A 13021-nucleotide genomic window follows, 5' to 3' on the forward strand; every position below is an offset into this window, starting at 1 on the left:
ACGCCGATGACCTTCGACGATGTCAGGGCGCTCGCGCTGGCATGGCCGGAGGTCGAGGACGGCACGTCCTATGGGACGTCAGCGCTGAAGGTGCGCAACAAGATGCTGGCGCGCCTGAAGGAGGACGGGGACAGTCTCGTCCTTCCGGGCGTGCCGCCGGACGAACGCGCGATGCTGGTGGAAAGCCGGCCGAAGCTGTTCTATTTCACTGATCACTACCGCGATTATCCAATCGTGCTGCTGCGGCTGTCCGAGGCGAGAGCCGCTGACGTCGCGCCGCTGCTGCGGCGGCAGTGGCGGGCACTGGCGTCCCGGAAAGCCGTCGCCGCGTTCGATTGCGGTTGAGCGCTCGGCTTTTTCCCGCATCCGGTGCGGTGGGTGCAGCAATGTCCGCATGATCGGATGCCATTTGCATGCTATCCACGGGCATGACCGAAGAGGACTTCGTCGCGTCAGCGCTCCGCAATCCCGTCAACACGGCGATCCTGGATATGCTGCGCGTGACGACGCTGCCTGATGCGTGGATCGTCGCCGGCTGCCTGACCCAGACGGTCTGGAACGTGCGCACCGGCCGCCCGGTCGATCACGGCATCAACGACTACGATATCTTCTACTTCGATCCCGACACGTCGTGGGATGCCGAGGATGCCGTGATCCGGCGCATGGCATCCTGTCTCGATCGGGTCGATGCCAAAGTCGAAGTCCGCAATCAGGCGCGCGTGCATCTCTGGTATCCGACCAAGCACGGCCGGCCCTACCCTGCCGTGACACGGTCCACCGACGGCATCGATCGCTTCCTCACCGTGAACACGCAGGTCGGCATCCGACCGGCTTCTGGCGGCTACGAGCTCTATGCCCCCAAGGGCCTCGACGACATCGCCCAGATGATCGTGCGTCCGAACTATACGGCCAATTTCTCGGTGACGAACTACACGGCCAAGGCGGCGCGCTGGAAGGCACTGTGGCCGGAGATCACGGTGATCGCTCCTGAGGAATGATCCGCGCGGATAGCAACAGCTCATTCCGGGGCGCGCGGAGCCACGCCCCGGAATGACACTGAGTTGTGGGTCCGCCTATGCAGCTCGGACGTTAGATCGACGTCGTCAGCTCCGTCAGCCACGCCGGCGAGACGGCGACCAGCCACGCCTCGAGCTGCTTGTCGACGCCGCTGAGGATCGCGACCGCGACGACGACGAAGGCCGCCCCCATCAGCATCTTGCCGAGCTTGCCGGCCGACAGCAGCCGCGCGCGCAGGCGTACCATGGTCGTTCGCGACAGCACCCCGAGCACGACCAGCGGCAGGCCGGCGCCGAGGCCGAAGGCCAGCATGGTCAGGCTCACCATCACGAGGTCGCGTCCCTGCGAGGCCAGCAGCGACGCCGCGCCCAAGGTCGGACCGACACAGGGCGACCACACCGCGCCGAGCAGCAGCCCGATCATGAACTGGCCGCCGGCGCCCGACGTTGCGAAGCCCTGGGAATGCCAGTCGGCCCAGCGCTGCACCGGTCCACCTGCGACGGCGAGTTGCGCCTGCCAGGACGGCACCAGCAGCACGACGCCGATCGCCAGCATGATGATCGCTGCGACAAGACGGAACGCGCCGGCATCGAGGCCGAGGCCGTTACCTGCGAGCGCGATGAACAGGCCGATACCGGTGAAGGACAGCGCAAGGCCGGCCGCGAGCGCCAGCGCACCGCGCGGATGCGCGGAGGCCGCCGCGCCGAGCACGATCGGCACCAGCGGCAGCACGCAGGGCGACAGGATCGAGAGCAGGCCGGCCACGAAGGCCAGCAGCAGCGCGAGCATGATGCGCTACAGGCTCTTGTCGAGCAGCGCCGCGATCGAGGCTTCCTTGGTGTCGCCGACCGAACGTCCGGTCTCGGTGGTTCCCTTGAAGGTGATCAGGGTCGACTGCATCTGCGCGCCGAACGCTTTCACCACCGGCTTCATGTCGTCGAAGTCGACGCGGAAAATCTTGAGGTCCTTGAATTTGGGTTCTGCCGCGAGCTTGTCGATGATCGGCTTCTGCGCCTTGCAGGTCGGGCACCATCCGGCATGGATCTCGATCAGGATCGGCTGCCCAGCCGCTTGAGCAGCCTTGAAGGCGGCGTCCGAATAGGCGGTCTCGATGGCGGAGGCCGCCTTCAGCCCCGCGAAAGCAAACGTGGCAGCGACTGCTGCGGTGACGAAGAACCTGCGCGAAAACGTCATGACACACCCGATCTCTGCGTTGCGACAGGCAGCCGGCGGCGAAAGCCGTCCGGTGCCGTCGTTCAATACGCAGGAGACGGATGCAATGTTACCCGACGATGCAGAAAATCTGCGGGCCGGACGTTTGCCAGGTCAGCGAACGACGCCCGACGTGAAGCCCGCCTTGCGCCGCGGCGGCTTGATTTCCTTCTTCAGGAAGCAATGCGCCTCCTTGCCGGCATAGCCGGGTCGGGCGAAGGTCCAGGCGCGGCACTTGTTGTCGCCGGTGCAGGCGGCCTTGCAGATCTCCTCGGCGTCGGCGGCCTTTTCTTCCTTCTTGTCCGCCGCCTTGTCGCCGCTGCTCTTGTCGCCCTTGTCGGCGGCCTTCTCGGCCTTGTCGCCGCCCTTCAGATCAGTGGTCTTGATGTCGAAGCTGCGGTAGTCGCCGCCGGGACGGTCGATCGACGTCTCGACCGCATCGTTGCGGATCTCGACGACACCAGCGCCGCGCACGCCGGAAACGCAGCAATTGTCCGGCACCCGCGACGGCACGCTGTTCTTCAGCCAGCACACCGCACCCGCTTCCATCACGGTCGGATAACTGAAGCTCCAGGCGCGGCAGCGCCGGTCGTGCTCGCACAGCAGCGCGCAATCGGCCGGGTCGCCGGAGGCGATCGGCGCGCTCATGTAGTCGCCGCCGGGGCGATCGGAATAGGTCTGGGCTGAAGCCGGCGTCAGGCAGGCAGCCACGAACAGGCACGCCAGTGCCCTCAGCCATGCCCCGATGAAGCGCCCCACGCGCCGCCGCTGAACCATCCGACCCATTGTTAATGTTCGAGTTTTCTTGCGAGTTTTTAGGCAGTCATTTGATCGCCACGAACCTGTATGGCGGATGAACGGCCCGGACTGGGGGAGCTGCGGAAGGCAAAGCAGCGGCGCCCAGGCGCTGAATCGATCCTGAGACACAAATCGCAACAGAGAACAGGGGACCCGAGCCGCCAACCGCCTCAACGTGGAACAGGCGACGCAGCGAACCTGCGACGGCTGCAGGGACGGCCGTTCCGATCAGAACGCATATTCGTCGTAGGCCGGCTCGACCGAGCCGCCCCACGGGCCGTCGAACTTCTCCAGCATCTCCTCCGCCGGCGAGCGGCCGCAATCGATGATCTGATCGAGCGGCTCGAGATAGCGGCTCTCGTCGCGGCCATTCTGATCGACGCGGTTGCGGCGGCGCAGGCCGTGATGGGCGAGCGTCAGGCACTCCTTCGCCACCTCGAACACGTAGCGATTGCGGATGCGCGTCTTGAAGCCGAGGCGCGGCACGTCGTCGCGCAGGTTCTGGCGCTCGAACGCGGTCCAGTCCTTGACGAGGTCCCAGGCCGCATCGAGGCTGACATCGTCGTAGAGCAGGCCGACCCAGAACGCCGGCAGCGCCGGTAGCCGGCCCCATGGCACACCGTCGGCACCGCGCATTTCCAGGTAGCGCTTCAGACGCACCTCGGGGAAGATCGTCGAGAGGTGATTGGCCCAATCCGACAGCGTCGGCCGCTCGCCCGGCATCGCCGGATTCTTGCCGGCGAAGAAGTCGCGGAACGAAGTGCCGGAAACGTCGATATAGGTCTCCTCGCGTTTCACGAAATACATCGGAACATCGAGCGCGTAGTCGACCCAGCGCTCGAAGCCCATGCCGTCCTCGAACGCCCACGGGATCATGCCCGAGCGCTGATTGTCGGTGTCGCGCCAGATCTCGGAGCGGAACGTGAGGTAGCCATTCGGCTTGCCCTCGGTGAACGGCGAATTGGCGAACAGCGCGGTTGCGATCGGCTGCAGCGCCACCGAGACCCTGAGCTTCCTGACCATGTCGGCTTCGGAGGAGAAGTCGAGATTGGTCTGCACTGTGCAGGTCCGGTACATCATGTCGAGGCCATACCTGCCGACCTTCGGCATGTAGCTGGTCATGATCTTGTAGCGGCCCTTGGGCATCATCGGAATTTCGGCGCGCGACCAGGACGGCGTCATGCCGAGGCCGAGAAAGCCGATACCGAGCGGGGTCGCGATCTCGCGCACCTGCGCCAGATGCGCCATCAGCTCCGCATGCGTCTGGTGCACGGTCTCGACCGGCGCGCCGGACAGCTCGAACTGGCCGCCGGGCTCCAGCGAAATGGCGCCGCCGCCGGTGACGTCATAGAGCCCGATGATGTTGCCGCGCTCCATGATCGGCTCCCAGCCGAGCAAGAGCTTCATGCCTTCGAGCAGCGCGCCGATGCCGCGCGCACCCTCGTAGGGGACCGGGCGGTGACCGTCGAGCGTGAACGGCGTCTTCTCGTGCTCGGTGCCGATGCGGAAGGCGGACGGCGGCTTCACGCCGGCGGCCAGCCAGGCCACGAGCTCGTCGCGCGACTGCAGCGGGGTCATATCGATCTGGTCACGCGCCATGGGAGTCTCGGTTCAGAAGCGCTTCGAGGGTCGCGCGTGGTGACAGGAAGGGCCGCGGACCCCAGGGGGCCGCGGATGTGAATGGGAACGGATGCTTCATCGGATCGCTGCGCCCTCTCCGGCCGCCAACGGAGCGGCCTGACCACAGGAGCAGCCGAGGCGATCCAGCAGCATGCAGAGCTTTGCGGCGTCGGTATCCGACAGCTTGGAGCCGACATGCTTCTCGATCGCGGCCGAATAGGCCGACCACATCCGCTTCTGCAGCTCGCGCCCGGCCTCGGTGATCTCGACGAACTGGCCGCGCTTGTCCATCTTGCATTCGCGCCGGACGACCAGACCTTCGTCGACCAGACGGTCGATCAGCCGGGAGGTGGAATATTGCGGGATCAGCATCTGCCGCTCCAGCTCGACCGGACGCAGCTCGCCGGAGGGCGCGCGCGACAGTTCGAGAAGCGCATCATACCATGCGAGCGGCGGGAACCCGGCCTTCTTCAGCTCCTGCTCGACGCAGTCCAGCACCCGGCTCTGGACCCGCATCAGGCGGATCCAGGCGGCGGTCGCCTCGGTCGATGGTTTGCGTTTCATGGGCCGGCTCGTATCCTCAGATGCGCAGTCTAGCGCATTCGATGCAGCTGCATCAATCTTGACTATTCCATGCATCTGCATGTAAAGGCGGATGTGGCGCCCCGACCGGTTCCACGAAGAAAAGGTCTCACGGAGGGAATACAAGATGAAGCTTTATTATTCACCCGGCGCCTGCTCGCTCTCGCCCCATATCGCCCTGCTCGAGGCCGGCCTGCCCTATGATCTGGTCAAGGTCGATCTGCGCGCCAAGACCCTGGAAAATGGCGACGATTATCTCAAGGTCAATCCGAAGGGCCAGGTGCCGGCCCTGGGGCTGCCGAGCGGCGAAATCGTGACCGAGGGACCGGTCATCGTCCAGATGATCGCCGACCAGGCCAAGGACAAGGGATTGGCGCCGGCGCGCGACAGCGGCGAGCGCTACAAGCTGCTGGAGTGGCTGAACTTCATCACCTCCGAGCTGCACAAGAACTTCGGCCCGATGTTCTCTCCCGTGCTCGCCGACGAGGCCAAGGCGTTCTTCAAGGACCGGGTGATGGGCAAGTTCAAGTACATCGACGGCCAGCTCGCCGGCCGCGACTACCTGATGGGCAGCCAGTTCACGGTGGCCGACGGTTATCTGTTCACCATCCTGACCTGGGCCGACCGGATGAAGTTCGACCTGTCGGCGATGCCGAATCTCGTGGCCTACAAGAACCGCGTCGCGGCCCGCCCCAAGGTGCAGGAAGCGCTGACCAAGGAAGGGCTGATGAAGGCGGGGTGAGCTCGCTGTTGAAAGAGCTCTCTGCTGCCACCCGGGCAGTAGGTTCTCTCCCCCCTTGTGGGGGAGAGATAGAGAGGGGGGTAGCCACGGACACCGTCGCCTGTGGCTACCCCCCTCCCTAACCCTCCCCCACAAGGGGGGAGGGAACGGAGATCGGGCGAGGCCGGCTCCGTGCTAACTCACAACAGGACTAAGCCGCCGCCTTCTTCGGCGGGAAGCGGCCGTAGAAGGTTTCGCCCTTAGCGGCCATCTCCTCCAGGAGCTTCGGCGGCGCGAAGCGCGAGCCGTACTTCGCCGTGAAGGTGTGGCACAGCTCGACGAACTTCTTGGTGCCCATGAAGTCGATGTAGGACAGCGTGCCGCCGGTGAACGGCGCGAAGCCGAAGCCGAGGATCGAGCCGACATCGGCCTCGCGCACGTCGGTGATGACGTGGTCCTCGACCGTGCGCGCGGCTTCGACCGCCTGCACCACCAGGAAGCGCTGCTTCAGCTCCTCGACATCCAGCGTATCCGGATCGAGATGCTTCGGCTGCAGCTTGGCCAGATCCGGCCACAGGCTCTTCTGACCCTTGCCCTTCTCGGGATAGTCATAGAAGCCCTTGGCGTTCTTGCGGCCGAAGCGGCCCTGCTTCTCGACCAGCTCGACCATCAGCTTCTTGTGGTCCTGGTTGATCGCGTTGGGGCCGAGATCGTGCTCGGTCGCCTTCATGATCTTCAGGCCGAGATCGAGCGCGACCTCGTCCGACAGCGACAGCGGGCCGACCGGCATGCCGGCCATCTTGGCCGCGTTCTCGATCATCGCCGGCGGCACGCCTTCGAGGAACATCTCGTTGCCCTCGGCGATGTAGCGCATCACGCAGCGGTTGGCGAAGAAGCCGCGGGAGTCGTTGACGACGATCGGGGTCTTGCCGATGGTGCGGACATAGTCCAGCGCGGTCGCCAGCGCTACGTCGCCGGTGGCCTTGCCCATGATGATCTCGACCAGCATCATCTTCTCGACCGGCGAGAAGAAGTGGATGCCGATGAAGCGGCCCTGGTCCTTGAACTCCTCGGCCAGCGAGGTGATCGGCAAAGTCGAGGTGTTCGACGCGAAGATCGCGCCGTCCTTCAGGTGCTGTTGCGCCTTGGCATAGGTCTCGGCCTTGACCTTGCGGTCCTCGAATACGGCCTCGATGACGAGATCGCAATCCTTCAGCGCGGCGTAGTCGGCGGTGGCGGTGATGCGGCCCATGATCGCCTCGGCCTCGCCCGGCTTGGCGCGGCCCTTCTTGACGAGGCCATCGATCACGCTCTGCGCGTGGGCCTTGCCCTTGTCGGCACTCTCCTGGTCGCGATCGATCAGCACCACCTCGAGGCCGCCGCGCGCCGAGACATAGCCGACGGACGCGCCCATGAAGCCGGCGCCGATGACGGCGATCTTCTTCAGCTTGGTCGCGGGCACGTCGGCCGGACGACGCGCGCCCTTGTTCAATTCCTGCATCGACAGGAACAGGCTGCGGATCATCGCCGCCGCTTCCTTGGAGCGCAGGATCTTGGTGAAGTAGCGCGACTCGACCCGCAACGCGGCGTCGATCGGCAACTGCAGGCCCTCATACACGCAGCTCATGATGGCGCGCGCGGCCGGATAGTTGTCGTAGGTCTCGCGGCGATAGATGGCGTTGCCGGCCGGGAACATCATCATGCCGTTCTTCGAGAACACCGGGCCGCCGGGCAGCTTGAAGCCCTTCTCGTCCCACGGCTGAACCGCCTTGCCGCCACCCTTGATCCAGTCCTTGGCCGCCTTGATGAGATCCGCGGCCGGCACGATCGCATCGACCAGCTTGAGCGCCTTGGCTTTGTCCAGCGTCAGCGCTTCGCCCTTCAGCAGCAGGTTCATGGCGTCCTGCGGCTGCACGATGCGCGGCACGCGCTGGGTGCCGCCGGCGCCGGGGAACAGGCCGACCTTGATCTCGGGCAGGCCGAGGCGGGTCTTCGGGTTCTCGGCCGCGACGCGGTAGTGGCACGACAGGGTGATCTCGAAGCCGCCGCCGAGCGCGAGGCCGTTGATCGCGGCGACCCACGGCTTGCCCGAGGTCTCCATCGAGCGGTTGATCTGCGAGAAGCGCCGGCTGGTGTCGAACAGCATCTGGTTGGCGGCTTCCTCACCCTTGCTCTTCAGCACATCCGCATAGATGCGGTTCATGCCTTCGAGCATGGACAGATCGGCGCCGGCGCAGAACGCCTCCTTGGCCGAGGTGATGACGACGCCCTTGATGGCGGCGTCGGCGGTGGTCTGCTTGACGATGGCCTCGAGCTCGTTGGTCGAGGTCTCGTCCAGCACGTTCATCGAACGGCCCGGAATGTCCCAGGTGATCAGCGCAATGCCGTCGGCATCGGTTTCGAGCTTGAAGTTCTTGAAGGCCATATGGATCTCCCTCGGTGCCAGCAGCCGGTCGGCGCGGCGTTGTCCTGTATTCGTCGATCGTAGGGTGGGTTAGCGCAGCGTAACCCACCGCCTCTCGCAACACGGCGGGTTACGCCTCCGGCTAACCCGCCCTACGGTTGTCACACCCGCTCGATGATGGTCGCGGTGCCCATGCCGCCGCCGATGCACAGCGTCACCAGCGCGGTCGCCTTGCCGGTGCGCTCGAGCTCGTCGAGCACGGTGCCCAGGATCATCGCGCCGGTGGCGCCCAGGGGATGGCCGAGCGCAATCGCGCCGCCATTGACGTTGATCTTGTCCTTGTCGATCTCGAACGCCTGCATGTAACGCAGCACGACCGAGGCGAAGGCTTCGTTGAGCTCGAACAGGTCGATGTCCGACTTCTTCATGCCGGAGCGCTCGAACAGCTTCTCGGTGACGTCGACCGGACCGGTCAGCATCATCGCGGGCTCCGAGCCGATATTGGCGAAGGCGCGGATTTTCGCGCGCGGCTTCATGCCATACTTCGCGCCTGCCTCCTTGCTGCCGAGCAGCACCGCACCTGCGCCGTCGACGATGCCGGAGGAGTTGCCGGCGTGATGCACGTAGTTGACGCGCTCGATCTCCGGATGCGACTGGATCGCCACTGCGTCGAAGCCGCCCATCTGCGCCATCTGCACGAACGACGGCTGCAACTGCGCCAGCGACTGCATCGTCGTCGACGGACGCATGTGCTCGTCCTTGGCGAGGATGGTCAGGCCGTTGATGTCCTTGACCGGCACAACCGACTTGTCGAAGCGGCCTTCCTCCCAGGACTTCGCGGCGCGCTGCTGGCTCTGGACCGCATAGGCGTCGACGTCGTCGCGCGAGAAGCCGTATTTGGTCGCGATCAGGTCCGCCGAGACGCCCTGCGGCATGAAGTAGGCGGGCACCGCCATCGACGGATCCATCGGCCAGGCACCGCCGGAAGCACCGATGCCGACGCGGCTCATCGATTCCGCACCGCCGCCGATGACCAGCTCATGCTGGCCGCTCATGATCTGCGCCGCGGCGAAGTTCACGGCGTCAAGGCCGGAGGCGCAGAAGCGGCTGATCTGAATGCCCGGAACGGCATCGCCGAGACCCGCATTCAGCGCGGCGAAGCGCGCGATGTCGGAGCCGGCCTCGCCGACCGGATCGACCACGCCGAGCACGACGTCGTCGACCGCGTCCTCAGGGATGTTGTTGCGGTCCTTCAGCGCCTTCAGCGGCACGGTGGCGAGCGCGAGCGCGGTCACCTCATGCAGGCTGCCGTCGGCCTTGCCGCGGCCGCGGGGAGTCCGTACGTGGTCGTAGATAAAGGCCTCAGGCATCACGCCCTCCTCATCTGGTCAGATTTGTTGTTGGCATTGACGACGGAGCCGGCGCGCGGCGCGCACCGGCTCTCGTCTGATCCTCAGAAGGCTTCCGCCGGCAATTCCATCACGGTCGCGCAGCCGGCCTGGAGGCGGGCGAGATGCGCCGCCGTCTCTGGCAGCACGCGCTCCATGAAGAAGCGCCCCGTCACCAGCTTGGTGGTGAGATAGGTCGAGCTGTCACCGGCCGCAATCTTGTCCTGCGCGACCTTGGCCATCTTCGCCCACATGTAGCCGAAGGTGACCAGCGCAAAGAGATGCATGTAGTCGGTCGCGGCGGCGCCGGCATTGTCCGGCTTGGTCATCGCGTTCTGCATCAGCCAGGTCGTGGCCTGCTGCAGATGGCCGAGCGCGGTCGACAAGGGAGCTACGAACGGCTTCATCGCGTCATTGCCGCCCTGCTCCTTGGCGAAGGTCCCGACCTCGTTGAAGAACGCCATCACCGCACGGCCGCCGTCGCGCGGCAGCTTGCGGCCGACGAGGTCCAGCGCCTGGATGCCGTTGGCGCCTTCGTAGATCATGGCGATACGGGCATCGCGCACGAACTGCTCCATGCCGTGCTCGGCGATGTAGCCGTGGCCGCCATACATCTGCTGCGCCTGGACGGCGTTGGCGAAGCCCATGTCGGTCATGTAGCCCTTCATGACCGGCGTCATCAGGCCCATGTGGTCGTCGGCCGCCTGGCGGTCCTTCGGGTCAGCCGAGCGGTGCGCGACGTCGCTCTTCAGCGAGGTCCACACCACCATCGCGCGCGCGGCCTCGTTGAAGGCGCGGATCGACAGCAGGGTGCGGCGCACGTCGGGATGCACGATGATCGGATCGGCGGCCTTGTCCGGCGCCTTGGCGCCGGTCAGCGAGCGGCCCTGGATGCGCTCGCGCGCATAGGCCACCGCGTTCTGATAGGCGACCTCGGACTGCGCGAGACCCTGCACGGCGACGCCGAGCCGGGCCTCGTTCATCATCACGAACATGCCCTGCATGCCCTTGTTCTCTTCGCCGATCAGCCAGCCGGTGGCGTTGTCGTAGTTCATCACGCAGGTCGAGTTGCCGTGGATGCCCATCTTGTGCTCGATCGAGCCGCAGCTGACGCCATTGCGCGCACCGACCGAGCCGTCGGCGTTGACCATGAACTTCGGCACCACGAACAGCGACACGCCCTTGATGCCGGCCGGCGCACCCTCGATGCGGGCGAGCACGAGGTGGATGATGTTGTCCGCGAGGTCATGCTCGCCCGCGGAGATGAAGATCTTGGTGCCGGAGATCTTGAAGCTGCCGTCGGCCTGGCGCACCGCCTTGGTGCGCAAGAGACCGAGATCGGTGCCGCAATGCGGCTCGGTCAGGTTCATGGTGCCGGTCCATTCGCCGGCGACCATCTTCGGCACGTAGGTCTTCTTCTGCTCCTCATTGCCGTGCACGATGAGCGCCGCCGTCGCGCCCATCGTAAGGCCGCCATACATGGAAAAGGCCATGTTGGCGGAGCACTGGAACTCGTTGACGGTCTGGCTGAGCGTCACCGGCAGGCCCTGGCCGCCATATTCGGTCGGTGCCGACAGGCCGAGCCAGCCGCCCTCGACGATCTGCTTGTAGGCGTCCTTGAAGCCCTTCGGCGTTGTCACGCTGCCGTCGTCATGGCGCTTGCAGCCCTCGAGATCGCCCACGCGATTCAGCGGGTGCAGAACCTCTTCGGCGAGCTTGGCGGCTTCGCCGAGGATCGCCTCGCGGACATCGGCCGAGGCATCGGAGAAGCCCGGCAGATTGTCGTAGCGGTCGATCTGGAACACGTCGTTGAGCAGGAAGGTGACATCTTCCACGGGGGCTTTGTAGATCGGCATCGGCGTCTCCGGCAGGAAGGCTGAAGTTTCAGACTGGGATTTCCACGGACGCGGCAGACAATGCAGGCCGCGGACTGTAGCGGGTTTGAGGCACTTGCGGCAGCCGTCACGTTGCGGCCGTCGGTCACGTCACGACGGCTTGCTCATCGCGGCGAGCTGTTCGCCCATCAGGCGGTGCAGCAGGTTGATCGCCTTGAGCGGGCGCACCATGACCTTGAAATGGGTGATCAGACCGGCGTCGTCGAAGCTGATGATGTCGACGCCGTTGAGCTTGATGCCTTCGATCTCGTTCTCGAATTCGAGCACGGCGCCCGTGGCGTTACGCCACTCCCCGACATACTTGAATCCGGGACCGCCCAGGACTTTCTCGGCACTTGCGAGATATTTGAAGGTGATGTCGCGGCCACGCTGCGGCGTATGCACGACGGGACTTTCGAATACGGCGTCCGGGTGCAGCAGCTCCCGCAAAGCGCCGAGATCGTGAGACCTCATATAGCCGTACCATCCATCGAGGCCGGTCATTGTCATTGGGCGTCTCCTCGGGGCGGAACAGGCCAGCACCACAACCACCCCATATGCACATTGACGCATATGCGCCAGTGTGCATAATGTCAAGCGTGGAGCGGGGCAGAACACGATCAGAAAAACGGGAGCAGTTTCCGGCCATGGCCCTCGGCGACGCCATCCTCGCCTGCCTTACCGAACATCCGATGACGGGCTACGAGCTCGCCAAGACGTTCGACTCCTCGATCGGCTTCTTCTGGAAGACGGACCACCAGCAGATCTATCGCGAGCTGTCGCGGCTGCGCGACCGCGGCTACATCCAGGGTCGCGAGGTGGTGCAGACCGGCAAGCCCAACAAGCTGGTCTACACGTTGACCCCCGAGGGCCGCGCGGCGTTCCGCAGCTGGGCGGCGCGGCCGAGCACACCGGCTTCCACGAAGGACGATCTTCTCGTCCGGCTCTATGCGCTGGGCGCCGCCGACATCGGGCCGATCCGGGCCGACCTGATGGCGCGGCTGGAACATCATCGCGACCGTGCCGAGCGCTACGACCGCATCCTCAAGAAGCATTACGCTGATGGCAGCGTCGCCCCTGCCGATATGGGCAAGCTTCTCAACCTGCGGCTCGGACTGCGCCACGAGCGCATGGTGGCGGAATGGTGCGAAGAGGCGATCACCGCGCTGTCGACGATATCCGGCGCGAGCAGCGTGCGGCCGCTCGATCCATCATCACGCGAAAATGCCGGCTGATACGCGCCGTTTGACAGCGCAAAACTTCTGACCGCGCCGGCGGTAAACTTAACGCGTTATTTACCGTAAAAGTCAAAAGTCGGGACCTGGAGCAGACGATCTGCGCGGACCCGTTCATGTTCATGTCCGGGACGCGTGGGGAGGCTGGAGGCGCTTGGTGGAGCGCTGGA

At 65.2% G+C, this 13021-nt stretch carries 13 protein-coding genes; 4 read left to right on the forward strand and 9 right to left on the reverse strand.

Features of this window, described 5'->3' with window-relative positions; all coding sequences use genetic code 11:
• The first annotated feature begins 6 nt into the window (after positions 1 to 6).
• The gene (locus ACQR1X_RS29630) at positions 7 to 345 is read left to right on the forward strand and encodes an MmcQ/YjbR family DNA-binding protein (protein WP_434874819.1); all 339 of its coding nucleotides are present in this window, start codon (positions 7 to 9) and stop codon (positions 343 to 345) included.
• An 83-nt stretch (positions 346 to 428) separates the two neighbouring features.
• Positions 429 to 998 (forward strand): nucleotidyltransferase family protein, encoded by a 570-nt coding sequence (locus ACQR1X_RS29635; protein ID WP_316218234.1) that lies wholly within the window; start codon positions 429 to 431, stop codon positions 996 to 998.
• Positions 999 to 1089: 91 nt separating this feature from the next.
• On the opposite strand, the gene ACQR1X_RS29640 is transcribed toward ACQR1X_RS29635, so the two are convergent.
• The 5 genes from ACQR1X_RS29640 to ACQR1X_RS29660 form a co-directional block, all read right to left on the reverse strand.
• A complete protein-coding gene (locus ACQR1X_RS29640; RefSeq protein ID WP_434891683.1) occupies positions 1090 to 1806 on the reverse strand; it encodes a cytochrome c biogenesis CcdA family protein in 717 nt (238 codons plus the stop codon).
• Positions 1807 to 1812: 6 nt separating this feature from the next.
• Positions 1813 to 2211 carry a thioredoxin family protein gene (locus tag ACQR1X_RS29645; RefSeq protein ID WP_315801547.1) on the reverse strand — a complete coding sequence of 133 codons (399 nt, stop codon included), beginning with the start codon at positions 2209 to 2211 and terminating at the stop codon, positions 1813 to 1815.
• Positions 2212 to 2343: 132 nt separating this feature from the next.
• Entirely contained in the window at positions 2344 to 3006 is a 663-nt protein-coding gene (locus tag ACQR1X_RS29650; protein WP_316182063.1) for a PAN domain-containing protein, read from the reverse strand.
• 249 nt (positions 3007 to 3255) lie between these two features.
• Positions 3256 to 4626, reverse strand: coding sequence for a glutamate--cysteine ligase (locus tag ACQR1X_RS29655; protein ID WP_434891682.1), 1371 nt, complete (start codon positions 4624 to 4626; stop codon positions 3256 to 3258).
• Positions 4627 to 4722: 96 nt separating this feature from the next.
• Positions 4723 to 5211 carry a MarR family winged helix-turn-helix transcriptional regulator gene (locus ACQR1X_RS29660; protein WP_315801549.1) on the reverse strand — a complete coding sequence of 163 codons (489 nt, stop codon included), beginning with the start codon at positions 5209 to 5211 and terminating at the stop codon, positions 4723 to 4725.
• Between the two features lie 145 nt (positions 5212 to 5356).
• Between ACQR1X_RS29660 and gstA the strand changes: the two genes are divergently transcribed.
• Positions 5357 to 5971 carry a glutathione transferase GstA gene (gene gstA / locus ACQR1X_RS29665; RefSeq protein WP_315801550.1) on the forward strand — a complete coding sequence of 205 codons (615 nt, stop codon included), beginning with the start codon at positions 5357 to 5359 and terminating at the stop codon, positions 5969 to 5971.
• Between the two features lie 190 nt (positions 5972 to 6161).
• Here gstA and ACQR1X_RS29670 read toward each other — a convergent pair whose 3' ends face one another.
• From ACQR1X_RS29670 to ACQR1X_RS29685, 4 genes are all read right to left on the reverse strand, one after another.
• A complete protein-coding gene (locus ACQR1X_RS29670; RefSeq protein ID WP_315801551.1) occupies positions 6162 to 8375 on the reverse strand; it encodes a 3-hydroxyacyl-CoA dehydrogenase NAD-binding domain-containing protein in 2214 nt (737 codons plus the stop codon).
• 140 nt (positions 8376 to 8515) lie between these two features.
• Positions 8516 to 9724 (reverse strand): acetyl-CoA C-acetyltransferase, encoded by a 1209-nt coding sequence (locus ACQR1X_RS29675; RefSeq protein ID WP_315801552.1) that lies wholly within the window; start codon positions 9722 to 9724, stop codon positions 8516 to 8518.
• Between the two features lie 83 nt (positions 9725 to 9807).
• Complete coding sequence (locus ACQR1X_RS29680) at positions 9808 to 11598, reverse strand: acyl-CoA dehydrogenase C-terminal domain-containing protein (protein ID WP_315801553.1); 1791 nt, start codon at positions 11596 to 11598, stop codon at positions 9808 to 9810.
• A gap of 129 nt (positions 11599 to 11727) precedes the next feature.
• Positions 11728 to 12126, reverse strand: coding sequence for a nuclear transport factor 2 family protein (locus tag ACQR1X_RS29685; protein ID WP_315717936.1), 399 nt, complete (start codon positions 12124 to 12126; stop codon positions 11728 to 11730).
• Between the two features lie 137 nt (positions 12127 to 12263).
• Here ACQR1X_RS29685 and ACQR1X_RS29690 point away from each other — a divergent pair, with 137 nt between their 5' ends.
• Positions 12264 to 12851 (forward strand): PadR family transcriptional regulator, encoded by a 588-nt coding sequence (locus ACQR1X_RS29690; RefSeq protein ID WP_315801554.1) that lies wholly within the window; start codon positions 12264 to 12266, stop codon positions 12849 to 12851.
• The last annotated feature ends 170 nt before the right edge of the window (positions 12852 to 13021 follow it).

Origin of the sequence: Bradyrhizobium sp. HKCCYLRH3073 (genome assembly GCF_051167995.1) — a bacterium.
Classification (GTDB): Bacteria; Pseudomonadota; Alphaproteobacteria; order Rhizobiales; family Xanthobacteraceae; genus Bradyrhizobium.

What these genes read in the sequence shown, in the direction of transcription:
- ACQR1X_RS29630 (WP_434874819.1), top strand. Translation starts at nt 7, where the DNA reads ATGACCTTCGACGATGTCAGGGCGCTCGCGCTGGCATGGCCGGAGGTC.
- ACQR1X_RS29635 (WP_316218234.1), top strand. Translation starts at nt 429, where the DNA reads ATGACCGAAGAGGACTTCGTCGCGTCAGCGCTCCGCAATCCCGTCAAC.
- ACQR1X_RS29640 (WP_434891683.1), bottom strand. Translation starts at nt 1,806, where the DNA reads ATGCTCGCGCTGCTGCTGGCCTTCGTGGCCGGCCTGCTCTCGATCCTG.
- ACQR1X_RS29645 (WP_315801547.1), bottom strand. Translation starts at nt 2,211, where the DNA reads ATGACGTTTTCGCGCAGGTTCTTCGTCACCGCAGCAGTCGCTGCCACG.
- ACQR1X_RS29650 (WP_316182063.1), bottom strand. Translation starts at nt 3,006, where the DNA reads ATGGTTCAGCGGCGGCGCGTGGGGCGCTTCATCGGGGCATGGCTGAGG.
- ACQR1X_RS29655 (WP_434891682.1), bottom strand. Translation starts at nt 4,626, where the DNA reads ATGGCGCGTGACCAGATCGATATGACCCCGCTGCAGTCGCGCGACGAG.
- ACQR1X_RS29660 (WP_315801549.1), bottom strand. Translation starts at nt 5,211, where the DNA reads ATGAAACGCAAACCATCGACCGAGGCGACCGCCGCCTGGATCCGCCTG.
- gstA (WP_315801550.1), top strand. Translation starts at nt 5,357, where the DNA reads ATGAAGCTTTATTATTCACCCGGCGCCTGCTCGCTCTCGCCCCATATC.
- ACQR1X_RS29670 (WP_315801551.1), bottom strand. Translation starts at nt 8,375, where the DNA reads ATGGCCTTCAAGAACTTCAAGCTCGAAACCGATGCCGACGGCATTGCG.
- ACQR1X_RS29675 (WP_315801552.1), bottom strand. Translation starts at nt 9,724, where the DNA reads ATGCCTGAGGCCTTTATCTACGACCACGTACGGACTCCCCGCGGCCGC.
- ACQR1X_RS29680 (WP_315801553.1), bottom strand. Translation starts at nt 11,598, where the DNA reads ATGCCGATCTACAAAGCCCCCGTGGAAGATGTCACCTTCCTGCTCAAC.
- ACQR1X_RS29685 (WP_315717936.1), bottom strand. Translation starts at nt 12,126, where the DNA reads ATGACAATGACCGGCCTCGATGGATGGTACGGCTATATGAGGTCTCAC.
- ACQR1X_RS29690 (WP_315801554.1), top strand. Translation starts at nt 12,264, where the DNA reads ATGGCCCTCGGCGACGCCATCCTCGCCTGCCTTACCGAACATCCGATG.